The organism is Clostridium sp. FS41, from assembly GCF_000954015.1.
Taxonomy (GTDB): domain Bacteria; phylum Bacillota; class Clostridia; order Lachnospirales; family Lachnospiraceae; genus Enterocloster; species Enterocloster citroniae.
The window spans coordinates 100,985-125,330 of record NZ_JYHN01000062.1 but is presented as its reverse complement, the minus strand read 5'-3'; the positions used below and the strand labels follow the sequence as shown (position 1 = coordinate 125,330).

The window sequence follows — 24,346 nt, the reverse complement described above, 5'->3', positions numbered from 1 at the left end:
GAGAAAACCATATGAAACAGTCGGACAATTGGAAGCACAGAGGTCCTCTTTGTATGCTGGGCCTGCTTCTGGCAATATTGATCGTCTGCCCATTGGTCATGATATTTGCCAGAGCGGTCATCCCTGATGGCCGCTTTGATCTATCCGGGGCATGGGCAGCGGTCTCGGACAGGGATAATCTGAACACTATTTTTAACTCATTGGTGCTGGGAGCATGTGTGACAGCCCTTTCCACGGCAATTGCGGCGCCGCTGGCATACCTGTTTGCCAGAACCTCGCTGGCCAGGGCCAGATGGCTGGATATTGTATTCATGATACCCTTTATGACACCTCCCTACATAGCCTCCATGGGATGGATCCTTTTTATGCAGAAGAAAGGGCTGTTCCAACAGCTGTTCCCGGGAAGCGGCAGCATTTCGGAGGGGTTCTTTTCATTCGGCGGACTGGTGCTGACCATGAGCCTGCACGTATTCCCGTTCATGCTCACCATTCTTAAGAATGCTATGCTCAATATCCCGGCCAGCCTGGAGGAAAGCGGGGCTGTGTTTGGAGCCGGGTTCAGACAGCGGCTGGAGAAGATATTCATGCCTCTCTTGTCCGGGAATTATGCCATTGCAGCCCTTTTGGTATTTGTTAAGACACTGTCTGAATATGGCACGCCCTCAACCCTTGGAAGAAGGATCGGCTTCTATGTATTTACCACAGACATTCACCGCCACGCCACCACAGCGCCTGTCGATTTTGGAAAGGCAGCCAGCTTATCCTCTGTCCTTGTGGGCATCTGCCTGGTACTCTGGTGGGTCCAGAATTATATTACAGTAAAAAAAAGCTACCGGCTGGTCAGCGGAAAGGGCAGCAGAAGCCATATGACAGAGCTGAAAGGCGGGAAGGGTTTCCTGGCCTGGTTTTATGTGATCTTTGTACTGGCCGTGGCTGTGGGGATCCCCTATTTTTCCGTTATATCCACCTCCCTGATCAAATTAAGGGGATATGGGCTGGCGGCCGGGAACTTTACCGTCCGGCACTATGTGGACCTGTTTATGAAAAATCCCAAAGGGTGCCAGGCGCTGATTAACAGTCTGGGACTGGCAGCCGGTTCAGCTACCATAGCAGCTGTCCTGGGCACCATGACCGTGACCGCCGTCCGCCGAAGCAGCAGGAAGGCAGGGAAAGCCCTGGAGGCCGTGAGCCTGCTTCCGGAAATGCTGCCCGGCATTGTTCTGGTCATTGGCATCATGCTGTTTTGGAATGCCGTCTACAAGGTGGTCCCCCTCTACAATACCATGGGGATCATGATACTGGCCTATGTGGCGCTGTTTCTTCCCTATACCATCCAGTATGTCACATCCTCATTTACCCAGATCAACGACAACCTGATATGGGCGGGCAGGACCTTTGGAGGGGCGCCGTCCTATGTGTTCCTGCATATAACCCTTCCTTTGATCATGAAGGGGGTTGCAACCGGATGGATGATGACATTTATCATTGCGTTCAGGGAACTGGTCACAGCCAGCCTGATCGCGCCGCCCAACACTCTGGTGGTTTCCACTTTCATTATGAGGGAATTTGAACAGGGGAGCGTCTCTGTTGGAATGGCCATGGCCGTGCTCTGTATGCTGTTTACCACAGCAGCTCTGGTGCTGCTTAACCTGGTTCTGGACAGACGCAGATAAGACGGACCAAAGTTTCCACGGGTTATGGCAGATATGCCGGAATTGTATACCATATTTGCATTCAACCCATTGATTTTACCGTCTAATGCGATTATAATTGTGTTCAAAATACACTTACTTCTACCTGAACGGAGGAATTGACTATGGAAAAGAAAGAGTTGGACTGGGGCAACATTGGATTTACGTACATGACAACGGACAAGCGCTACGTGGCAGAATATAAAGACGGGGCATGGGGAGAGGGAGCGCTCACCTCCGATCCCAATGTGGTGATCAATGAATGCGCCGGAATCCTGCAGTACTGCCAGGAATGTTTTGAAGGCCTGAAGGCATACACCACGGAGGACGGAAGTATTGTTACCTTCCGGCCCGACCTGAATGCGGAGCGCATGATGGATTCCGCGGCACGCCTGGAGATGCCTCCATTTCCAAAGGAGAGATTTTTAGAGGCAGTAGATGCGGTGGTCAAGGCCAATGCTGCATGGGTTCCTCCTTTTGGTAGCGGTGCGACCCTGTATTTACGGCCCTACATGTTTGCCTCAGGCCCGGTGATCGGTGTTAAACCCTCTGACGAGTACCAGTTCCGCTTGTTCGGAACCCCGGTTGGCCCCTATTTTAAGGGCGGCGCCAAACCATTGACCCTGTGTGTCAGCGATTTTGACCGTGCCGCTCCCCAGGGAACAGGCCATGTAAAGGCCGGGCTGAACTATGCCATGAGCCTGTATGCCTCTGTGACAGCCCATGCGGCAGGATATGATGAGAATGTATTCCTGGATCCCGCCACCAGGACCTGTGTGGAAGAGACAGGCGGAGCCAACTTCCTGTTTGTCACCAAGGACAATGAGGTGGTTACCCCCAAGTCTGATTCCATCCTCCCATCCATCACCAGGCGTTCCCTGGTCTATGTGGCAGAGCACTACCTGGGCCTTAAGGTGACTCAGAGACCGGTTAAACTGGCTGAGCTTGAGAACTTTGCCGAGTGCGGACTTTGCGGAACAGCCGCTGTCATTTCCCCTGTGGGCAAGATCGTGGACCATGGAAAGGAAATCTGCTTCCCAAGCGGAATGGACGAGATGGGACCTGTTACCAAGAAGCTCTATGAAACCCTTACCGGTATCCAGATGGGAACCATTGAAGCGCCTGAGGGCTGGATCAGAAAAATCGTATAAGACGTTTCCACGCATATTCATAGCCTCCCGGAATATATTGATAGTAATCGTATCATAGATTCCGGGAGGTTTTATTCATATGAAAGGTAAAATGAAAGGTAAGATGTACCTGGTGCTGCTGACGCTCATTGCCGCTACCCTGTGGCTGGCCGGCTGTTCCGCTTCAAAAGATAACGGTGATAAGGTCCGGGACCTGGATTTTACAGTGGCCGGCGACATGGATGTACCGGATGAACTGAAAAAGCTGATTGCGGAAAAGCAGCAGCAGCCCTTTAAGCTTACGTACAGCGATGAACAGAACCTGTACATAGCGGTGGGTTACGGCGTCCAGCCCACAGGCGGATACAGCATCAGCGTCAATGATCTGTATCTTACCGACAATTCCATTGTCATCAACACCGAGTTAAAAGGGCCGGAAAAAGGGGAGAATGCCGGGACCGAACAATCTTTTCCATTTATTGTGATCAAGACGGAGTATTTGGAAAATCCTGTCGTATTCCAATAAAAAGTTCTTTTTAATTTGAATATCATATGCTATACTATACGATACTTAATATTTTCAGCAAATGTCGTATTACCGTTGCAATGTTTTAACTCGTAAAAGAGAGGGTGGAGTATAACTATGATATTCAAAGATATCTGGCTTGATATTAAAGCCGTACAGGAACGTGACCCCGCTGCCCGCAATGCCCTGGAGGTGTTTCTTCTCTACCAGGGAGTCCACGCGCTGATATGGCACAGGTTTGCCCACTGGTTTTATAAGCACAGGATGTATTTTATCGCAAGGCTTATTTCCCAGATCGCGCGTTTTTTTACCTTAATCGAAATACACCCCGGCGCACAGCTGGGCCATGGCATCCTTATTGACCACGGATCAGGAGTGGTGATCGGAGAGACCACCGTGGTAGGGGATAACTGTACCATCTACCAGGGAGTTACCCTGGGGGGCGTGGGAACAAAAAAGGGAAAGCGCCACCCCACTCTGGGCAACAATGTCATGGTGGGAGCAGGCGCCAAGATCCTGGGCGCTTTTGAGGTGGGGGATAACTGTACCATTGCCGCCAACGCAGTGCTTTTAAAACCCCTGGAGGACAATGTGACCGCGGTGGGGATCCCTGCCCGTCCTGTGAAAAAGGATGGGGTCACCATACCCAAGAATAAAAGAAGCCTTACTTTGGAAGAATATGAGGATATGAAATACCGTCTGGAGCAGATGGAAAAAGAGATGGCCCTGCTGAAGGACGCACTGGCGGAAAAGAACAGCGCCGGCGGCAAAGGATAGTGCCGGTGGCAGGGAACAGCGCCGGCGGCAAAGTATAACGCCGCACAGCAAAGGGGCACTGGGAGGATACACGGAGAAAACATGGCAGATAAAAAGAATGAAGCACCACATGTAAATATAGAGCGGAGCATCATCAAGCAGTTCCGCAAGGAGATCTGGCGCCCCTTTGTAAAGGGGCTGCAGGATTATAAGATGATACAGGACGGGGACAAAGTAGCTGTCTGCATTTCCGGGGGAAAGGACTCCATGCTCCTGGCCAAATGCCTCCAGCAGTTAAAACGCCAGAGTGATACGGAGTTTGACCTGGAGTTTATTGTCATGGATCCGGGTTATCATCCTGATAACAGAAGGATGATCCAGGACAATGCAGCCCTTATGAACATTCCCATCCGCATATTTGACGCTGATATTTTTGATATTGTGGTGGATGTGGATCAGTCCCCCTGTTATCTCTGCGCCCGGATGCGCCGGGGATACCTGTACTCCCATGCCAGGGAGCTGGGATGCAACAAGATTGCCCTGGGCCACCATTTTGATGATGTGATTGAGACCATCCTTATGGGGATCCTCTACGGAGGGCAGATCAATACCATGATGCCCAAGCTCCACAGTACCAATTTTGAGGGCATGGAGCTGATCCGGCCCCTGTACTATGTGAAGGAGGAGGATATACTGGCGTGGAGATCCTGCAACGGCCTGCATTTCCTCCAGTGCGCCTGCCGGTTTACAGAGCAGATTGCCAGGGAGCAGGCCGCCAGGGGAATGGATGGGGCGGCCGCTGATATCGTACACACGTCCAAGCGGCAGGAGATGAAGGAACTGATACGCTCCCTGCGAAAGAACAGCCCCTTTGTGGATTCCAATATCATGAAGAGTGTGGAGAATATCAATCTGGACGCCTGTCTGGGATATGTTGCAAAGGGAGTCCGCCATCATTTTATGGATGAATATGATGAATCATAAGATATAAGCATAAACCACCTGCTGTCCGCATAGATTTTCTAAAAGACTATGAGAGATGGCAGGTGTTTTTTATGGAATTAATAAAGAAGCAGATACATATGAACCAATGGAAGGGAAATGTAACAACACAGATTACACTGGATGATGACTTCATTGTGCCAGACACCATGGACGATATGGAACAGGTGATGCTGGACACCGGGGAGATACAGATCGAGACAGTAAAAAATCAGGGAGACAAGGTTGCGGTAAAGGGAAAATTGGAATTCCAGGTCCTTTACCGCAGGGAGACAGGCGGACTTCAGACCCTGGGCGGCAATATCCCCTTTGAGGAGGTAGTAAATGTGCCGGGCCTGGAGGAAAAGGACTATGTGGGCCTTAACTGGATGCTGGAGGACCTGAATACAGATATGATCAATTCCAGGAAACTGGGGGTCCAGGCCATCATCACCCTGCAGGTTCGGGTGGAAACTTTGAGGGACGTGGAAGCGGCAGTGGATGTAAACCTGGAGACAGGCAGCCGTGGAGCCGGTCCCGGTCTGTCCGATACAGACGCATCGGGCCAGGTCCAGGTGGAGACCCTGAAACGCACGGCTGACGCAGCCGCTATTGCGGTCCGCCGCAAGGATACATACAGGATCAAGGAAGAACTGAGCCTGACGGGAGGAAAACCCAATATAGGACAGCTGCTGTGGCGGGAAATGAAGCTGCGTGACGTGACTGCCAAACCTTTGGACGGGCGGCTTCACCTGGACGGTGAGCTGAGTGTGTTTGTGATCTACAGCGCCGAGGATGAAAACATGCCCATGCAGTGGCTGGAAGAGACCATGCCGTTTTCCGGCGATATGGATATGAGCGATGTGAAGGAGGAGCAGATTCCCATGGTCACGGTCCGTCTGGCCCACAAAGACATAGAAGCCAAGCCGGATTATGACGGGGAAATGCGCGAAATGGACGTGGATGCAGTACTGGAACTGGATATCAAGCTCTACGAGGAGGAGGAGGTAGAACTTCTAAGCGACATGTACTCCAATAACCGGGAGATCGAACTCACCCGGGCCGAAGCGTGTTTTGACCAGATCCTCACCAGAAACATGTGCAAATCCAAGGTGGCGGAAAAACTGAAACTGCCTCAGGCAGAGCGCATCCTCCAGATTTGCCACAACGAAGGAACCATCAAGCTGGATGATGTGGAAGTGGGGGAGGACTGCCTTCAGATAGACGGCGTCCTGGAGATCACCCTCCTTTATCTTACCAGTGACGATACATCCCCGGTCCAATCCTCCGTGGAACAGGTTCCCTTCCGCTGCACGGCGGAGGCCAGAGGCATCCGCGAGGACAGTGTGTACCAGCTGGATGCAGGCCTGGAACAGCTCAGCGCAGTGATGATGGGCGGGGATATGGTAGAAGTAAAAGCAGTCATTGCCCTGGATTTCCTGGTACTTCAGCCCGTACGGGAGCCTGTGATCACCGGGGCCACCGTAACACCCATGGATCTTCAGAAACTCCAGGAGCTGCCGGGTATTGTAGGCTATATCGTACAGCCCGATGACACGCTGTGGGACATTGCCAAAAAGTTCCACACAACTGTGGGGACCATTATTTCCACCAACGAACTGGCAGACGACCAGGTGAAAAGGGGGCAGAGGCTGCTTCTCGTAAAAGAGATCGCCCAAAGTTAGACTGGCTGTTGGCAGAAAACAGGCGGCTCACAAAGGAAAAAAATCAGGAACTTAGACTCAGGGACCTGCCTCTGAGGCTAAGTTCCTGTCCTTTTCCCGGAAGGGTTCCATTTTTTAAAAACCTTGTTTCAAGATTTGAAAATATGGTATACTAACAGCAGATAAATGGAAAAGAGGTACGCTATGGATTTGGAATTTAAGCCGGTTGTGGCCGAAGATATTGACAGGCTCAGGCCGTTTTACGGACTCAGGCCCAATAAGACGTGTGACAGTGTGTTTTTGGACTGCTTTCTCTGGAAGGACTACTATCATGTAAAATGCGCCGTAAGTGAGGACAGGGCAGTTCTGTGGCTCATGGAACGGGACGGGCAGACTTCTACCGCCATGCCCATGTGCAGGGAGGAGGACCTGCCTTATTTCTTTCACCAGCTGGAGGAGTATTTTGCCACAGTGATCCACAAGCCCTTTTATATTGCCCTGGCTGACGAGGAAGCGGTGCAGTACCTGGGACTGGACCCCAGGGAATATGAGGTGGAGGAGCAGGTGGACCTGAAGGACTACCTGTATGACGGGGAGGCCATGAGGACCTTGTCCGGTAAGAAACTCCATAAGAAAAAGAATCATTTAAACGCCTTCAAACGGGAGTATGAGGGCAGGTATGAATACAGGAGACTCTGCTGCTCGGACAGGCACCAGGTCTGGGAATTTATGGAGCGGTGGAGGCGGCAGAAGGCAGATGGGGATGTTCTGGAGGATTCCCTGGAGTACGAGGTAGCCGGTATCCATGAGATCCTTAAGAACTGCTCCAGCCTATGCGTGCGTATGGCTGCTGTTTATGTGGACGGGCAGATGGAGGCATTTACCATTGGAAGCATGAACGAGAGGGAGAATATGGCTGTGATTCATATTGAGAAAGCCAACCCGGATATCAAAGGGCTTTACCAGTTCATCAACCAGCAGTTCCTTGTTAATGAGTTCCCGGATGCAGCGCTGGTGAACCGTGAGGATGATGTGGGGATGGAGGGCCTTAGGAAGGCAAAGATGAGCTATAATCCGGTTGGATTTGCAAGAAAGTATATGGTGAGGAAACGATGATCCGCTATTTAGGACAGGAAGAATATGGAAAATGTCTCCCCCTCTGGCAGGAGGCATTTCCCGAGGATTCCCAGGCATTCCTGGGGTATTATTTTAATAAAAAACTGCCTGGCAGCAGGGTACTGGTAAAGGAGGATGGGAGCGGCTCCATCCTCACCATGGCCCATCTGAATCCCTATACGGTAATGGTCAGGGGGCGGCGGTACAGGCTGTCTTATATCGTGGGGGTTGCCACCGCTGCCTCCAGCCGTCATCAGGGGCATATGAGGGATGTTCTGGTGAAAATGCTTCAGGACATGCATGAATGCAGAGAGCCGTTCTGCTACCTCATGCCCGCATCCCCGGATATCTACAGACCGTTTGGGTTTACCTATGTGTTTGACCAGCCGTTATGGGAGCTGGGAGATGACGGTCCGGCCGGGGAGAAGGTGGAACTGCGCCTGGATGGTCCCGAGGCGGAGTGGTTGTCTCAATGGATGAACCGCTGGCTGGACGCACGGTTCCAGGTCTATGGGCTGAGGGACAAGGCGTACCTGGACATGCTTCAGGCAGAGCTTGACAGCGAGGACGGACATGTGTGGGGATGGCTGGATTCTCAGGGGGAATTGGCGGCTCTTCAGGCGTTCTGGGGGATCCGCAAACAGGAACAGAGATTTCTCTACAGCGACAGGGAAGAATGGCTCCGTCCCGCGGAATCAGGCCGGAAAAAGGATCCCGGGATCATGGCGCGCATTACGGATGTGACGGCCATGGCAGAGCCCATATCTTTAAATGAGGAATGCCCCTGCCCGCGGATGGAAGTCCTGGTAAGGATCCACGACCGCCTCATAAAAGAAAATGACGGTTTATGGCGCTGGAAGCTTGATATGGATAGTTCATCCCTGGACCGGACATCTCCGGTCCACGAACAGGAATCTGGCAGGCCGGGCGGCAGCGGGAACTGCCTCGTGTCCACAGAGGTGCTGGATATCACCGTAGACCAGCTGGCTTCCTGGCTGTTTGGATACATGCCGCTGGACGGGATCTTGGAGGAGGATGGGACAGAGCCGCCCTTCTGGTGCAGATATATCAGGCCGTTGGAAGGTATTTTCCTGGATGAGATAGTGTAAAGGAGATTCCGTGGCTCAGGTCTTATATCATGCTTAAATTATATTGTCACTGAAATCCCATAATGATTAAAGGAGGGGCATGGATCATATGAATGAAAAATGGCAGCAGTTAAAGGACTGGATCCAATCCAGCGGGAACATTGTGTTTTTCGGTGGTGCGGGGGTATCCACGGAGAGCGGTATCCCGGATTTCCGGAGTGTGGACGGTTTGTATAACCAACAGTATAAGTATCCGCCGGAGATGATCATCAGCCACAGCTTTTATGTCCGCAATCCTGAGGAATTTTACCGGTTTTACAAAGACAGGATGCTTTTTACCCATGCAAAGCCCAATGCAGCCCATCAGGCCCTGGCGAGACTGGAGGAACAGGGAAAACTCAGGGCTGTCATTACACAGAACATTGACGGGCTGCATCAGATGGCGGGAAGTAAAGAGGTCTTGGAGCTTCACGGCTCCGTACATAGGAATTATTGCACCAGATGCGGCGAATTTTACGGGCTGGATCATGTGATAAACAGTGAGGGAGTCCCCCGATGCAGCTGCGGGGGCACTGTGAAGCCGGATGTGGTGCTGTATGAGGAGGGGCTGGACAACCGGATCTTACAAAAGTCCGTGGACTATATACGGAATGCGGACATGCTTATTATCGGCGGTACTTCTTTGGTGGTATATCCGGCAGCAGGCCTTATTGATTATTACCGGGGCAATCGTCTGGTGCTTATTAATAAAGGCGCCACTTCACGGGATTCCCAGGCTGACCTGGTTATCAGCGACAGCATCGGGGAAGCTCTGGGCGCAGTGGTTTTGGAGTGAATAAATTTATAATACGAAAAGGGGCAGATCATATGTACAAAGCAGCGGGAAACAGATACGAAGTTATGGAATATAAGCGCAGCGGCCGAAGCGGTGTCCTGCTGCCAAGGATCTCACTGGGGCTTTGGCAGAATTTTGGCCTGGAGAAATCCCTGGAAGAGCAGAAGGACATTTTATTCCGGGCATTTGATATGGGGATCACCCACTTTGACCTGGCTAATAATTACGGCCACCCTGCCAGGGGAATGGCGGAAGAAAATTTTGGAGCCATCCTTAAATCGGATCTTGGAAGATACAGAGATGAACTGTTCATTTCCACCAAAGCGGGATATGACTTCTGGCCGGGGCCCTATGGAAACTGGGGTTCCAGGAAATACCTGATGGCAAGCCTGGATTCCAGCTTAAAGCGCATGGGACTGGATTATGTAGATGTATTTTACCATCACCGCCCGGATCCGGAGACGCCGCTGGAGGAGACTATGGGTGCGCTGTCCGATGCGGTGAGGCAGGGGAAAGCCCTGTATGTGGCCATATCCAATTATCAGGCCCCGGAAGCAGAAAAGGCAATTGCCATGCTCCGCGCCAACGGCACGCCATGTCTGCTGCACCAGCCGCGTTACAATATGCTGGAGCGGTGGGTGGAGGACGGCCTGCTGGAGCTTCTTGACAGGGAAGGCGTGGGGTGCATCTGCTTCAGCCCATTGGCCCAGGGAGCGCTGACAGACAAGTATCTTTCCGGCGTGCCGGAGGGATCACGGGCATCCAGGGAGGGGAACACCATAGGCGGACGGTATCTGTCTGAGGAGAGCCTTGTTAAGATCAGGGAACTTAACCAGATCGCCGCCTCAAGGGGACAGACCCTGGCCCAGATGGCACTTGCATGGGTCCTGCGGCGCAATGAGGTGACAAGTGTGCTCATAGGGGCAAGCAGCACCGCACAGCTGGAAGACAATGTGGCGGCTCTGGACCATCTGGCATTTGAACCGGATGAACTTGAGAAGATCGAGTCCGTCCTGAACAGATAGAGGGGCTGTATTTACATATAGAAGTGGAGTAATAAGATGATGGAAAAGCTGAATTACGAAGTGGGCGATGTGGTAAAGCTGAAAAAACCGCATCCATGCGGCAGCAATGAATGGGAAATCCTTAGAGTGGGAGCCGACTTCCGGCTGAAATGCATGGGATGCGGACACCAGATCATGGTGGCCCGCAGGCTGGTGGAGAAGAATACCAGGGGATTGACCAAAAAAGGGGCGAATCCACAGGAGCTGCAGTGATGAAAGTTATAAAAATATTAAAAAACATCTTGCAATTGTCACGGGAATTTGATAAAATAATACTCCGTGACATATCATATCCTTGCTCCTGTTACTGAAAGCAGGGGCCAGAGACCACAAGGAGGTAAAGCAAGATGAACAAGTATGAATTAACCGTTGTTCTGAATGTGAAGCTTGAAGACGATCAGCGTGCAGCAGCACTGGAAAAGGTGAAAGGTTACATCACACGTTTCGGTGGCACCGTGACCAATGTAGATGAATGGGGAAAGAAGAGACTTGCATATGAGATCCAGAAGATGCATGAAGCTTTCTACTACTTCATCCAGTTTGAGTCCGATTCTGTATGCCCGAATGAAGTAGAAGCACACATTCGTATTATGGAACCAGTTATCAGATACTTATGCGTTAAAGTAGAAGCATAAGACATACCCAGCCCGTGTAAGCGGGAAAGAAAAAGGAAGAGTGACCGTATGAACAGAGTTATCCTAATGGGAAGATTAACAAGAGATCCGGAAATCAGGTATTCACAGGGAGAGCGCTCCATGGCGATTGCCAGGTACACCCTTGCAGTGGACAGGAGAGGACGCAGAGGCCAGGAAGGCGGAGACCAGACCGCAGATTTTATCAACTGTGTGGCATTTGACCGCGCAGGAGAATTTGCAGAAAAGTATTTCCGTCAGGGTATGCGTGTCCTTGTTTCCGGCAGACTTCAAACAGGTAGCTATGTAAATAAGGAAGGTCAGAAAGTATACACCACCGAGGTCATCCTTGATGACCAGGAATTCGCAGACAGTAAGGGCGCAGCTTCTGAAATGGGCGGCTATACGCAGTCAGCTCCTTCTCAGAGACCGGCTCCTACCAGTGCGATTGGTGATGGGTTTATGAACATTCCGGATGGAGTAGAGGACGAAGGACTTCCATTTAACTAGAATGTTCTATGGTTGAATAATAAAGGAGGACAACACCAATGGCATTTAATAAAACAGATAGACCAGATGGCGCTAAGATGAGAAGACCAGGCGGAATGCGCAGAAGAAAAAAAGTATGTGTATTCTGTGGCGATAAGAACGGCACAATTGATTACAAGGATGTTAACAAGTTAAAGAGATACGTATCCGAGAGAGGCAAGATCCTTCCCCGCCGTATCACCGGCAACTGTGCTAAGCATCAGAGAGCTCTGACTGTAGCGATCAAGCGCGCACGTCACATCGCTCTTATGCCTTATACCTGTGATTAATAATTGGTAACAGATCAGGACGGCGGGAAAATGGGTGCCAAAGCGGGCGTTAAGCTTGCTTATAAGTCCGTTTTTCCACCCATTTTCACATGGGATTTCCTGAACAGTTACAATAATTGTATATTAAAAGTCCCGAGGCCGGTGGGCCCTGGGGCTTTTTTTGTGGTAAAAATTATTGGCCAGAACGTGGGAATTATACGGCTTTTCATATGTCATGCGGGGTGATGAATAAGGACCATGGGGGACGGCGGTGAAATAGATAGTTAAAAAATATACAAAAAATATAAAAATATTATGAGAATATATATAAATTAGCTAAAAATATTCTTGACAGCTAATAGTAACAATGATATTATCAGTGGTATAAATACAGAACTGTTCAGCTATTGGAGGAAAGAGAAGATGACAAAAAAAGAGCGGGTTATTGCAGCAATTGAGGGTAGAGAGGTGGATTATGTGCCGGTTGGTTTTTCACTTCATTTTCCGTCAGGGAAAGAAAAAGGAGAGCAGGGAGTTAAGTCCCATCTGGAGTTTTTCCGCCGGACCGATACAGATATTATTAAGGTGATGAATGAGAACCTGGTTCCGGATGTGGGTGAGATAAAGACACCGGGGGATTGGGATAAGATACCGTCATATTCCATGAATGACGGGTTCATGAAGGATCAGATCGAGATGGTTAAAAGGATTCTGGACCAGGCAGAAGAGGATGCCTTTTCTCTGGGAACCCTTCACGGGATCTGTGCTTCTGCCATCCATCCCATTGAAGCAAGATATGGCTATGAACATGTGAGGGAGATGTTCTGCGCCCATATCAGGGAGAATAAGCAGCCGGTGGTGGAAGCCTTTAAGCGGATTACTGACGGTATGTGCCAGCTGGCTGTAAGATATAAAGAACTGGGCTTGGATGGTATCTACTATGCGGCCCTAGGCGGGGAACAGCATTATTTCACAGATGAGGAGTTTTCGGAAATCATCGAGCCGTTTGACAAGGAGATATTAAGAGCGTCCAAAGAGGCTGGTGCATATAACTTCCTGCATATGTGCAAGGACCATCTGAATGTGAAACGGTATAAGTCCTATGAGGCGCTGACCGATGTGGTTAACTGGGGAGTTTATGAAACCGGCTTCAGCCTGGAAGATGGAAGAAAACTGTTTCCGGGCACAACGATCATGGGAGGACTTGCTAACAGAAGCGGTGTTATGGTAGAGGGCACGGTGGAGGAGCTGAAGGAAGCGGCAAAAAAGGTGATTCGTGATTATGGAAAGACAGGATTTATCCTTGGCGCGGACTGTACATTGCCGACTGAGATTCCATATGACAGGATCCGGGCAATTGCAGAGGCGGTAAGAGAATAATAAAGGGAGGTTTTTTTATGAAGAGAACAGTAGCAGGACTATTAGCAGCAGTGATGACGGCAGGCATGATAACTGGCTGTGGAGGTTCAGACACCGGCAAGGCATCGTCTTCCGGCAGCACGCAGGCGGCAGGCGGCGCTCAGGTGGCAGACGGCAGCGGCAGCCAGGAGTCAGATAAGACTGTATATCCTGCGGGGACCATTACTATCTATGGCACAGGACAGCCCCAGTATCTTCAGGAGTACTATGACGCATGGCTGGATGCCCACAGGGATATAGCACCGGATGTGAAGATTGAGATCGTGCAGACAGAGGGTCACGCCCAGAGCCGCGAGAAGATCACCATGACAGCATTGGCCGGTGCGGATGAGGATCTTCCGGATGCCACATACCTGGATCCGGTTAATATTATGGATCTTTCCCAGGCGGGAATCTTAAAGGATGAGACTGAATTCCTCCAGCCTTACATAGAGAAGATGGTGGACGGCGCTGCGGCAGATGCCACCATAAGCGGAAAAATCTATGGACTTCCGGAATCGGTGCGTCCTAATGTACTGTTTTACAACAAGGATATCTTTGAAACGTATGACATTGACCCGTCCATGATGAAGACCATGGAGGGATATATTGAGGCGGGACGCCAGTTAAAGGAAAAGAGCAATGGTGAAGTATATCTGTCCTACATCAGCCCAAGCAGCAAGACCTGGAGATATTGGGGAAGAAGAGGCCTAATGCCTCAGGCCAATGCAAGGATCTGGGATGAAAACGGAGCAATTGTAATAGGAGAGGACGAAGGTACAAAGATGGCCCTTGGAACACTGGATACCTTATATTCAGAGGGCATGTTATTAAAGTCGGAGATTATGGAACCTGCATTATATGATGCAATTAATGAACAGAAGGTGGCAACATTTTACATCGGCGCCTTCTGGGATGAGTTTATGAGAAAGAACTGCCAGCAGACAGCGGGGCAGTGGGAGGTTATGCCTTCGCCTGAATTCGAGGGTGTAGGCAAGGCCGGAGCGCCTGTATCCTCCTACTTCTGTATTGTGAATAAAGGGGATAATGTGTATGCAGGGCTGTTGGAACAGCTATGGAAAGATTTCACATTTGATACGGAGTCCAGAAATACATGGGTAAAATCCATGGAATCCCAAAACGCTCCATATGCCAACCCTATATCCCTGGAGATGCTGCAGGATGATTTCTGGAAAGAGCCATCTGATTTTTATGGCGGCATGTCATTCCGTGAGATGGAGGGCAAGTGCCTTGAAAATGGAGCAACAAATATGGTAGTAACGCCACAGGATGCGGAGGCCGATGAGATCATTTCTTCTGAGCTGGAGAATTATGTGGCAGGCAATCAGACCATGGAACAGGCCATTGCCAACATGGATAAAAATCTGAAAGCAAAAATCGGGCAGGCAGAAATCATAAAGTAATATGCACTTTGTCTGGGGGAAGGCACGGTCTTCCCCCATGCTTTAAAATTTAAGGAGTTATAGTATGCTGAAGATATTTAAAAAATATAAGGCTCCCTATCTGTTCATACTGCCGTTTTTTCTTCTGTTTCTCGCATTTCAGCTGATTCCCACTATATGGACATTTTACATCAGCCTTACAAACTGGAAGGGGATTGGAGCACCGGAGTTCTGCGGGATCAATAACTATAGAAAATTGCTGATCGACAATATGTTCTGGGACGCATTGAAGAATACCATGGTATATTGGATCACGGGCCTTGTATTCATATTGATTCTCTCAGTGCTGATTGCAAGCCTGCTTAACTCGGATATGTTAAAGGGAAAGGCGCTTTTTAGAACGGTTACGTTCCTTCCCAATATCTGTGCAGCTATTGCAATGGGTTTAATATTCAGAATGCTTTTTGACGAGAACGTAGGTCTTTTCAATGAGTTTTTATCATGGATGGGGCTGGGGAAGGTCCCTTGGCTTACCAGCACCCAGTATTCTAAGATTCCGGTAATTATGCTGAATGTGTGGAGAAATACACCGTGGTTTACCATGATCGTATTTTCCGGCCTGTTAAATATTTCCCGGGATTATTATGAGGCGGCCACGGTAGACGGTGCCAATAAGTGGAAGCAGTTTATATACATAACACTTCCGTCTCTTGGAAATATTCTTTTCTTCTGTTCCATAACACTGACGGTAGACAGCTGGAAGCTTTTTAATGAGTCATATATTTTACCTGGTCCCAGTACATCCAATACATCATTGTTCCAGTATATGTATGAATCAGGCTTTAACATCTTTAATATGGGATACGCCTCCGCTATTGGAGTTATTCTAATCCTGATTCTGGCAGTGCTGTCTGTGATGCAGATGGTGGTGAAGCGGAAACAGGGAGAATTATAGGGGGGAAATAGATGGGGTATAAGGGCAAAAAAATCTGGGCAAGCTTTGCAGTACACGCATTGTTGATCATTATATCATTAATATGTATTCTTCCTATATTGTGGATGTGCCTGATTTCAATCAAACCAACATCAGAAAGTATCAGTGGGTTTCAGTCCATATGGGTTGCAGAGCCCACTTTGGATAACTTCAGAAAATTATTTGACATGATACCGGTGGGACTGAATACGTTCAACAGCGTATTTACCACTCTAATGGGAACAGCCACTTCCCTGTTCTTCTGCTCACTGGCAGGATTTGCATTTGCCAAATACAAATTTCCGGGAAGGGATTTTCTGTTCTATTTTGTGATCGCAACAATGCTGGTGCCTCCGGAGGTTGGGGCGGTTCCGCTGTTTGTGATCATGAAAAAAATAGGGCTGATCAATAGTCTGTGGTCACTGATCGTCCCCAGGATTGCCACTGCGGTGGGTATTTTCTACATGCATCAGTATATCAGCGATGTTCCTGATGAACTGATAGAGGCTGCCAGAATTGATGGCTGCAGAGATTTTGGGATATTTTACAGGATCATCCTGCCCATTATCAAGCCGGCATTGGCATCCTGGGCAGCAGTCACCCTGATCGCCAGGTGGAACGATTTCTTCTGGCCTCTTCTGTACCTACGCAAACAGGCAAAATACACATTGATGGTCACAATTTCCCTGCTTCCCGTAAGCGAGGGGCTCTCAACACCGTGGCCTGTAATTCTTGCGGGCACAACCCTTGTAATTATTCCAATTATTGTGTTATATTTAATATTACAAACATTCCAGAAATCAGGGATGATGGCCGGAGCTGTAAAAGGCTAAACTCATATTAAATAAAGGGGATATACAATGCAGGGGCAATCGATAAAAAGTCAGGTACATGACGGAATTATGAAGGATATATTGGATGGGACTTACAAAGCCAATGATATTATTAACGAAAAGACATTAATGGAAAAGTACGGTGTCAGTAAAACTCCCGTAAGAGAGGCGCTGGTCCAGCTTTGCGGTGAGGGCGTCCTTAACAATATTCCAAGATTTGGATACCAGCTGACAGTGATACTTCCAAGCCAGATCATCGAAATAGTTGAATACAGGAAAATCATCGAGTTAGGGGCCCTGGAGATGAGTTTCCCCCATTTGACCCGGGAAAACTTCGACCAGTTAAAGGCATTGAATGAAGATGCTGGGAAAATCACCTATACAAAGGACTCGCGTATCCATTGGGAAACCAACATACAGTTCCACAAAACTTTGTGCAGTTTCTGCAATAACACCTTTATCCAAAGGTCCTTGTCCGATGCGCTAAATATATGTACCAGGATTTCCAATCAATATTTTATCCAAATCTGGAATAACAGTCAGGTTTCAGACGGAAGGAACCATATACGTCTGGTGGAGGCAATGGAAGAGGGGAACTTGGAGCAGGCCAAAGAAATACTGGCAGATGATGTGGAAGCATTTAAAAATGAAATATTATAATAAGTTTGATGAGAATAAAAGGCAGAGAGGATAGAAATATCCTTTTCTGCCTTTTAGCTTTATAAAAATGCGTCCCGGTTACAATCTTTTGAGTAAATATAAGCAAATTCTTCATCCCGTCCCACTCCGTAGGCGGCCTGGGGACAGTAGGCACCCATGAACAGATAATCTCCCTTTTTTACAGGGATCCAGTCATGATCCAAAAGATACATGCCCTGCCCGGAGTAAATATAAGCTCCGTGTTCCTGCACATGGGTTTCCGCGTAACCGTGGCTGGCTCCTGGCTTAAAGGAAAGGATATGGAAGTTCATGTCAAAACCCGGATCATCTTTTGCTGGCAGAAAGTCCTTCATGCGCACATCGGCCATGTCCTCATATTCCATCCAGTCCACATCATTGATATTGGCAATGACTGTGTGTGCCTGACAGCCTTCTTGCTTTACATATTTTCTTTTATAGAGAAATGCTCTTGCGTTTCCCCCGAGGTTTTCAAAATGCAGCAGTCTGCCTTCCGGACAGAATATGTATCCGCCTTTTGTTAAGACAGCCGTCTCGTCTTCATTCCATACCTTTAAGGATCCCCCAAACAGATAGAGAAAAGTTTCGATGCCCTCGCCGCCAAATCCGGCCCGGTTATATCCTCCCGGGCTGACGGACAACAGGTAGTCCACAAAGGATGCTCCCAGCTTTGGGGATGAGAGTATGGTGATCTCACATTCCTGAAAGCTGGGAATCACATTCTTTACCAGACCGTCCGGTTCCAACTGTGCATACATACCTTTTTTAATAATGGATCTGTTACAAAGCAGATCGTTTCTGTAGCCGGTTACCTGGTTAATATATCCCATATCATTTTCTCCTATGTGTATCTTGTTTATTTGCAGGCTTTATTTTATAAAAAGGGCTAACTATACAGTTCCACCAAATATTTGAGGATCTCAACCACTTTTTCCATGGATTGGACAGACACAAATTCATGGCGTCCATGGCCGTTCTGGCCCCCGGTGCAAAGGTTGGGGCAGGGCAGGCCCATGTAGGACAGGCGGGAGCCATCGGTTCCGCCGCGGATAGGATCCACAATGGGGGTGACCTGGGCCTTTTCCATGGCCTCAAATACATGGCTGATCAGTTCCTTATGGTCCTTCACCTTTTCATACATGTTCAGATAGCTTTCCTGGATCTGGATTTCCACAGTGCCCTGGCCGTATTTATTATTCAGATACCTGCAGGCTTCTTCCATCAGTTCCTGACGCCTTAGAAATTTACCATGATCGTGGTCCCTTATGAGGAATTTCATCTTGGCCGTTTCCGTGCACCCCTCCAGACGGTCCAGGTGGTAGAAACCCTCGCGTCCCTCCGTGCACCCGGGCGTCTCATAGGCAGGGAGCAGACTCTGGTATTCCATGGCTATGAGGATGGCGTTTTTCAGCACGCCTTTAGCATACCCGGTATGGGCCGTGACGCCATGCACGGTGACAAAGGCGCTTGCAGCATTGAAATTTTCATAGGAAAATTCCCCCAGAAGCCCTCCGTCCACAGTGTATCCATAGGCAGCGTCCAGCTTCTTTATATCCACATGGTCCGCTCCCCGGCCGATCTCCTCATCCGGGGTAAACAGGATGCTGAGTCCGGGATGGGGATGCTGGGGATGTTCTGCCAGAAACTGCACCAGTGTCATGATCTCCGCCACACCGGCCTTGTCATCCGCGCCCAGAAGGGTGGTGCCGTCCGTGACGATCAGGTCCTGGCCCACAAAGCGCTCAAGCACAGGATATTCACTGACTCTGGTGACAATATTCTTCTCCTGATTCAGTACAATATCACCTCCGTCATAATCGGACACAATACGGGGCTTAATGTTGGCTCCCGACATATCCATGGCCGTATCCATATGCGCGATCAGGGCCAGACCAGGCTTGGCGCAGCCGCTGGAGGGCGGTATGTGCCCGTAGACGCAGCCGTACCGGTCCACTTCCGCATCCTCCACTCCCAATTCCTTCAGTTCATCCGCCAGATAACCGGCCAGCTTCAGCTGTTTGGGAGTGGAAGGCACCTTGCCGCTGTCAATATCGGACTGGGTGTCGAACCCCACATAGGTGAGAAATCTGTCTTTTACATTTCTGCCTCTTACATTCATGTAGACCTCCTTAAAGCGTTGGAGTCTCTGATCGGGCTCCGGTGCTCATATTACAAAATATTATACAGGTTATGATGCCGGAATACCAGAGGTATTATGCAGATACTCCCCGGAATCACAAAAGGCCGCCATATGAAAATGACAGCCTGAGAGCCATGTGGCAGGTTCCCTGTAAAGTATTTGAACTGATACGAATTATTTATGGAAATGCAGGTGGCAGCATCCGTCTCCGGCAGCAATGGTCTTTGTGATATCCAGTGTCAGCCCCATCTGGTCGGCAATACCGCGGTCCCCGTCCATGGCCATATCGCACAGCAGTTCCAGTTCCTTGCCCTTATAACCTAGTTTTTCCCAGGCCTGAACAAGGGGACACTGGCGGAATTCTGCCACCAGGCTGTCATGGGAGGACTCGAGCACATCGATCTCCATGTTTTTTGCGCCCTGTCCGCTAAAGAATGCCCTGCCAAAATCAGCGGCGCTGTCCGGGTCCTCACAAAGGGGCTTATACATGTTGTCGCCATGGATATGGCCGCACTTGCGGATGGCTTCGCGGCACATCTTCTCAGCGTCAGCGCCCTGCTCCTTAGCCTGTTCATAGAGAAGTGCCATCCATGTGGCTCTGTGCTCCACGGCACCGCGGCAGGCCATGGTTGCGGGATCGGTAAATTTAGGTTCATTGTGTTTAACAGACATCTTAAAATCCTCCTTCAATAAAATCAGTTTTTGATATTCCGATTTTATCCAGGCACGCAGAAATAACTGTTATTTATTTAAACATGCAAATGTAATCTAGTCAATACTTTCAAAGACTTAAATATATTTTTGTCGATTATGCCAATAAAAAAGAAAAAAAGTGTGCATATTAAACAAAAATAATTAAAAAACAGTTCGCAAGGTTGACATTTACGTTATATCTGATATTATCAGTGATATAACAATGATATTCTTAGTGTTCAGGCACGCAGCTACCCATTAAGAAGTATCACGGAAATACGGAGGTCGATAAACAACATGTTTAAGTACATTGTAAAACGTCTGTTGGTAGCGATTCCCACCTTTTTCGGAATAACTGTTCTTGTATATCTGATTTCGGCAATGGCTCCCGGAAGTCCCCTGGAGATGCTCATGGCAGATCCCATGGCAACCAAGGAGAGTATGGAAGCGCTGAAAACACAGATGGGGTTAAATGACCCGGCGATCATACAGTATTTCCGGTGGCTTGGAGCCATGCTCCAGGGAAATCTGGGGATTTCATACCGGAACAGCCTTCCTGTACTGGGACAGGTACTGGAAAAATTGGGACCCACACTGATACTTACACTGTCATCTACTGCGCTATCAGTTCTGATCGCAGTGCCCCTTGGCATCATGTCAGCGTATAAGCCCTATTCCGCATGGGATTACGCCTCATCCGGATTTGCATTTGTAGGGGCATCCACCCCTACCTTTTTTACAGGTCTAGTGATGATCTATCTGTTTGCAGTCAAGCTTCGGGTACTGCCCATGGGAGGAATGTACGATGCCGGGGTACATACGGTCGGCTCGGCAGTCAACCATCTGATCCTGCCCTGTCTGGTTCTGACCATATTTAATATAGGCAGCATACTGAGGCAGACCCGGGGCAGCATGATGGAAGTGTTCAGCGAAGACTATATCAGGACAGCCAGGGCCAAAGGCCTTGTAGAACCAAGGGTTGTCATTGTCCATGGCCTCAGGAACGCTCTGATCCCTGTGGTAACTGTTCTCAGCACCATGATTCCGTTTATGTTCGGAGGCGCTGTGGTGGCGGAGCAGGTATTCAGCTGGCCGGGGCTGGGAAGCCTTATGGTCCAGTCCATTAATGCAAGAGATTACCCCATGATAATGGGGATCACCGTAGTAATTGCAGCAGCCGTTCTGGTGGGCAATGTCCTTACGGATATTGCTTACAGTCTGCTTGACCCAAAGATAAGGGAGAGCCGTTAGCCGCCTCACTGGTTCGTGGACAACCTCACCAGGTGGGCCGCATGTATTGTACATAAACGGCCGGAGAACAGCTGTAACAAAGGAGGTAAGAGGATGTCAGAGACAATCGTCATAAAAAAGGACTCATATTATCGGGACGTGCTGAAAAAGTTCACGGCCCACAAGCTGGCCATGATCGGCGTTGCAATTATTGCATTGGAAGTATTCCTGGTGGTATTTCTTCCCATCATCCTGAAACTGGATCCATACACATCGGATATACTGGCCTTCAGCGCAAAGCCCGGTCCCGGCCATTTACTGGGAACAGATGACACGGGAAGGGATGTGTTCGCAAGGCTGGTGTACGGCGGCCGCGTATCCCTTCTGGTGGGTCTGCTTTCCGCCATCATAAGCCTTTGCATCGGCGTCCCCCTGGGGCTGATCGCCGGTTATTACAAGGGGATATGGGAAACCATTGTCATGAGGGCCGCGGACATTTTCATGTCATTCCCATCCATGATACTGGTGCTGGTATTGGTTGCCGTGATCGGACCCTCTGTCTGGACCGTTACGCTGGTGATCGGCGTGCTGGGATGGACGGACTTTGCCAAGCTGATCTACGGCAATGTATTGTCGGTCAGGGAAAAGGAGTACGTGGAATCTGCAAAGGCCGTGGGGACCAAGGACCTGCCCCTTTTGATGAAATATGTGGTGCCCAATGCGTTTGCCCCCATATTGATCAACTTTACGTTCCGTACCGCCCAGGCCATTATCCAGGAATCCGCACTCAGCTTCCTGGGCATGGGCGTTCAGCCGCCCCAGGCTTCCTGGGGAAATATCCTGTACGCGGCGCAGTCCATCACCGTGCTTTCATCCAGGCCGTGGCTCTGGGTGCCGCCGGGCATTTTGCTGGTGCTTACGGTTACCAGCATCAATTTTGTAGGGGACGGCATCAGGGACGCCCTGGATTCAAAGACAAAGATTAAAAAGAAATAAAACAAACACATACAAATTTAAAGGAGGAACATTATGAGACGTAATTTTGTAAGAGTAATTGCAGCTTCCATGGCATGTACCATGCTGCTTTCAGCGTGCGGCGGGTCTTCCCGGGGAACATCCGGCACGGCGGCCAATGCAGGGGGAACGGCCCAGACAGAAGCGCCAAAGGCTGGGGGAAGCAGCACCGGCGAGAAGATCGTTACCATTGCACAGTCTGGGGACTGGGATACGTTCATGGTGATGAATACCACCAATGCAGGCGCCGACAATGTAAATGAGCTTATGTTTGACCGTTTGATGACCATTAACACGGACGGCACGTTTGAACCCAGGCTGGCTGATTCCTGGGAGACCAATGAGGCCCGGGACAAGATTACATATCACCTGAACGAGAACGCGAAATGGCATGACGGGGAACCTGTAACCGCAGAGGACGTGGTCTACTCCGCACAGGTTGCATCTTCCTCTGAATATAACTACCTGCGCCGCATCCGTATGCAGTACTTTGCGGGTACCGATGACACCGGATGTGAGACAGGGACTGACAGTGTGGAAGTAAAGGCCGTGGATGACCATACGGTAGAATTTACCTTAAAGACACCCATGGATCCCTCCATTGTCTATGCTCTTGTAAACCGTGACTTTTTTATCATTCCAAAGCACCTGCTGTCCGGGATCTCCGATGGGGACCTGGTAAATGATGCGTTCTGGCAGAAGCCCATTGGCTCCGGCCCATGTATCTTTGACAGCACCGAGTCCGGCGTGTCCATAGAGTTTAAGGCAAATAAGGACTACTACCTGGGCGCACCTGATTTTGACAGGCTGGTGTTCAAAAAAGTACAGTCCTCCAATATCCTTTCCGGCCTGATGAGCGGCGAGATCGATGCCCTTTCCGGAAATACGCAGATCCCTCTGGCTGACTGGGATGCCGCCAACAACACCCCGGGTGTTGCCGCAAAGTCCGTACCCACCTTTGCGTACCAGTACATGGCCATGAATACTTCCAGGGATTACCTGACAGAGGACATCCGCCATGCAATCAGCCTTGCCATCAACCGCCAGGTGATCGTGGACCAGCTCCTTCAGGGCCAGGGACGCGTTGCCATCGGCCCCCTTCCTGAAGACCACAAGTACTATGACACAAGCCTGAAGGTTGAATACGATCCTGAGAAGGCAAAGGAAATGATCGAGGCAGCGGGCTGGGATGCAAACCGCGAACTGGAAGTACTGGTTTCCACTGGCAATGAAGTGAGGGAAAAATCAGCGATCCTGATCCAGCAGGATCTTCAGAAGATCGGCATCAAGACAAGGATCCAGACACTTGATTTCCCCACCCTGCTGTCCAATGCGCGCAACGGTGAGTATGACCTGTGCTTTATCGGCTCCGCCGGTTCCGTTGATCCATCCGAATCCGTACCTAACGTGACGGCAGGCTACATGAATAACTTTACACAGCTGTCCGACCCGACTTTGGGCCTTTTGGGCGAGGCCGGAGCCAAGGAGATCACATTTGAGGCACGTAAAGAGGCTTATGACAAATATCAGCAGGAACTGTTTAAGCAGATGCCAATGGCATTCCTGTATTTTACCAATGACCTCTTTGGATACAGCGAGAAGCTGGAGAATGTGCGGGTAGGCGCCATTGATTACAATGTGAACAAGAATGTATGGGCCTGGAAGGTGAATAAGTAATCGGGATCAGCATGTTCCATACGAAAA

At 49.6% G+C, this 24,346-nt stretch carries 25 protein-coding genes; 22 read left to right on the top strand and 3 right to left on the bottom strand.

Features of this window, described 5'->3' with window-relative positions; all coding sequences use genetic code 11:
* Positions 1-11 precede the first annotated feature (11 nt).
* The 19 genes from CLFS41_RS17205 (at position 12) to CLFS41_RS17110 (ending at position 17,547) form a co-directional block, all read left to right on the top strand.
* On the top strand, positions 12-1,673 hold the full coding sequence (locus CLFS41_RS17205; RefSeq protein WP_045092977.1) for an iron ABC transporter permease: 1,662 nt from the start codon (positions 12-14) through the stop codon (positions 1,671-1,673).
* 143 nt (positions 1,674-1,816) lie between these two features.
* Complete coding sequence (locus tag CLFS41_RS17200; RefSeq protein ID WP_007861696.1) at positions 1,817-2,842, top strand: branched-chain amino acid aminotransferase; 1,026 nt, start codon at positions 1,817-1,819, stop codon at positions 2,840-2,842.
* Positions 2,843-2,921: 79 nt separating this feature from the next.
* A complete protein-coding gene (locus tag CLFS41_RS17195) occupies positions 2,922-3,347 on the top strand; it encodes a protease complex subunit PrcB family protein (protein ID WP_007861695.1) in 426 nt (141 codons plus the stop codon).
* A gap of 117 nt (positions 3,348-3,464) precedes the next feature.
* Positions 3,465-4,124, top strand: a complete 660-nt coding sequence (cysE, locus tag CLFS41_RS17190; RefSeq protein WP_045092976.1) for a serine O-acetyltransferase — start codon at positions 3,465-3,467, stop codon at positions 4,122-4,124.
* An 81-nt stretch (positions 4,125-4,205) separates the two neighbouring features.
* Positions 4,206-5,087, top strand: coding sequence for an ATP-binding protein (locus tag CLFS41_RS17185; RefSeq protein ID WP_045092975.1), 882 nt, complete (start codon positions 4,206-4,208; stop codon positions 5,085-5,087).
* Positions 5,088-5,158: 71 nt separating this feature from the next.
* On the top strand, positions 5,159-6,769 hold the full coding sequence (locus CLFS41_RS17180) for an SPOCS domain-containing protein (protein WP_007861692.1): 1,611 nt from the start codon (positions 5,159-5,161) through the stop codon (positions 6,767-6,769).
* Between the two features lie 183 nt (positions 6,770-6,952).
* A complete protein-coding gene (locus CLFS41_RS17175; RefSeq protein WP_007861686.1) occupies positions 6,953-7,864 on the top strand; it encodes a phosphatidylglycerol lysyltransferase domain-containing protein in 912 nt (303 codons plus the stop codon).
* A complete protein-coding gene (locus CLFS41_RS17170; RefSeq protein WP_045092974.1) occupies positions 7,861-8,973 on the top strand; it encodes a GNAT family N-acetyltransferase in 1,113 nt (370 codons plus the stop codon). The genes CLFS41_RS17175 and CLFS41_RS17170 overlap by 4 nt, the downstream gene beginning before the upstream one ends.
* A gap of 88 nt (positions 8,974-9,061) precedes the next feature.
* A complete protein-coding gene (locus CLFS41_RS17165; protein ID WP_045092973.1) occupies positions 9,062-9,787 on the top strand; it encodes an NAD-dependent protein deacylase in 726 nt (241 codons plus the stop codon).
* A gap of 32 nt (positions 9,788-9,819) precedes the next feature.
* Entirely contained in the window at positions 9,820-10,812 is a 993-nt protein-coding gene (locus tag CLFS41_RS17160; RefSeq protein ID WP_045092972.1) for an aldo/keto reductase, read from the top strand.
* A 39-nt stretch (positions 10,813-10,851) separates the two neighbouring features.
* The gene (locus tag CLFS41_RS17155; protein ID WP_040416091.1) at positions 10,852-11,064 is read left to right on the top strand and encodes a DUF951 domain-containing protein; all 213 of its coding nucleotides are present in this window, start codon (positions 10,852-10,854) and stop codon (positions 11,062-11,064) included.
* Between the two features lie 134 nt (positions 11,065-11,198).
* Complete coding sequence (gene rpsF, locus CLFS41_RS17150) at positions 11,199-11,486, top strand: 30S ribosomal protein S6 (RefSeq protein ID WP_007861681.1); 288 nt, start codon at positions 11,199-11,201, stop codon at positions 11,484-11,486.
* A gap of 48 nt (positions 11,487-11,534) precedes the next feature.
* Positions 11,535-11,993 carry a single-stranded DNA-binding protein gene (locus CLFS41_RS17145; protein ID WP_040415992.1) on the top strand — a complete coding sequence of 153 codons (459 nt, stop codon included), beginning with the start codon at positions 11,535-11,537 and terminating at the stop codon, positions 11,991-11,993.
* Positions 11,994-12,031: 38 nt separating this feature from the next.
* The gene (gene rpsR / locus CLFS41_RS17140; protein ID WP_002568382.1) at positions 12,032-12,301 is read left to right on the top strand and encodes a 30S ribosomal protein S18; all 270 of its coding nucleotides are present in this window, start codon (positions 12,032-12,034) and stop codon (positions 12,299-12,301) included.
* Between the two features lie 402 nt (positions 12,302-12,703).
* Positions 12,704-13,660 carry a uroporphyrinogen decarboxylase family protein gene (locus tag CLFS41_RS17130; RefSeq protein WP_045092970.1) on the top strand — a complete coding sequence of 319 codons (957 nt, stop codon included), beginning with the start codon at positions 12,704-12,706 and terminating at the stop codon, positions 13,658-13,660.
* Between the two features lie 17 nt (positions 13,661-13,677).
* Positions 13,678-15,102: an extracellular solute-binding protein gene (locus CLFS41_RS17125; RefSeq protein WP_045092969.1), complete on the top strand. Its 1,425-nt coding sequence runs from the start codon at positions 13,678-13,680 to the stop codon at positions 15,100-15,102.
* A 64-nt stretch (positions 15,103-15,166) separates the two neighbouring features.
* Positions 15,167-16,036 (top strand): sugar ABC transporter permease, encoded by an 870-nt coding sequence (locus CLFS41_RS17120; protein WP_045092968.1) that lies wholly within the window; start codon positions 15,167-15,169, stop codon positions 16,034-16,036.
* Between the two features lie 179 nt (positions 16,037-16,215).
* The gene (locus CLFS41_RS17115) at positions 16,216-16,887 is read left to right on the top strand and encodes a carbohydrate ABC transporter permease (RefSeq protein ID WP_227162031.1); all 672 of its coding nucleotides are present in this window, start codon (positions 16,216-16,218) and stop codon (positions 16,885-16,887) included.
* A 27-nt stretch (positions 16,888-16,914) separates the two neighbouring features.
* The gene (locus CLFS41_RS17110; protein WP_045092966.1) at positions 16,915-17,547 is read left to right on the top strand and encodes a GntR family transcriptional regulator; all 633 of its coding nucleotides are present in this window, start codon (positions 16,915-16,917) and stop codon (positions 17,545-17,547) included.
* Positions 17,548-17,606: 59 nt separating this feature from the next.
* Here CLFS41_RS17110 and allE read toward each other — a convergent pair whose 3' ends face one another.
* From allE to CLFS41_RS17095, 3 genes are all read right to left on the bottom strand, one after another.
* Complete coding sequence (allE, locus tag CLFS41_RS17105; RefSeq protein WP_045092965.1) at positions 17,607-18,395, bottom strand: (S)-ureidoglycine aminohydrolase; 789 nt, start codon at positions 18,393-18,395, stop codon at positions 17,607-17,609.
* A gap of 56 nt (positions 18,396-18,451) precedes the next feature.
* A complete protein-coding gene (pepT, locus tag CLFS41_RS17100; protein WP_045092964.1) occupies positions 18,452-19,684 on the bottom strand; it encodes a peptidase T in 1,233 nt (410 codons plus the stop codon).
* 195 nt (positions 19,685-19,879) lie between these two features.
* Positions 19,880-20,377, bottom strand: coding sequence for an L-2-amino-thiazoline-4-carboxylic acid hydrolase (locus CLFS41_RS17095; protein WP_007861662.1), 498 nt, complete (start codon positions 20,375-20,377; stop codon positions 19,880-19,882).
* A gap of 318 nt (positions 20,378-20,695) precedes the next feature.
* On the opposite strand from CLFS41_RS17095, the gene CLFS41_RS17090 reads away from it, so the two are divergent.
* The 3 genes from CLFS41_RS17090 to CLFS41_RS17080 all read left to right on the top strand — a co-directional run bounded on the left by CLFS41_RS17090 (position 20,696) and on the right by CLFS41_RS17080 (position 24,319).
* Positions 20,696-21,649, top strand: a complete 954-nt coding sequence (locus CLFS41_RS17090; RefSeq protein WP_007861661.1) for an ABC transporter permease — start codon at positions 20,696-20,698, stop codon at positions 21,647-21,649.
* Positions 21,650-21,742: 93 nt separating this feature from the next.
* Positions 21,743-22,624 carry an ABC transporter permease gene (locus CLFS41_RS17085; RefSeq protein WP_007861659.1) on the top strand — a complete coding sequence of 294 codons (882 nt, stop codon included), beginning with the start codon at positions 21,743-21,745 and terminating at the stop codon, positions 22,622-22,624.
* A 33-nt stretch (positions 22,625-22,657) separates the two neighbouring features.
* Positions 22,658-24,319 (top strand): peptide ABC transporter substrate-binding protein, encoded by a 1,662-nt coding sequence (locus CLFS41_RS17080; RefSeq protein ID WP_007861651.1) that lies wholly within the window; start codon positions 22,658-22,660, stop codon positions 24,317-24,319.
* The last annotated feature ends 27 nt before the right edge of the window (positions 24,320-24,346 follow it).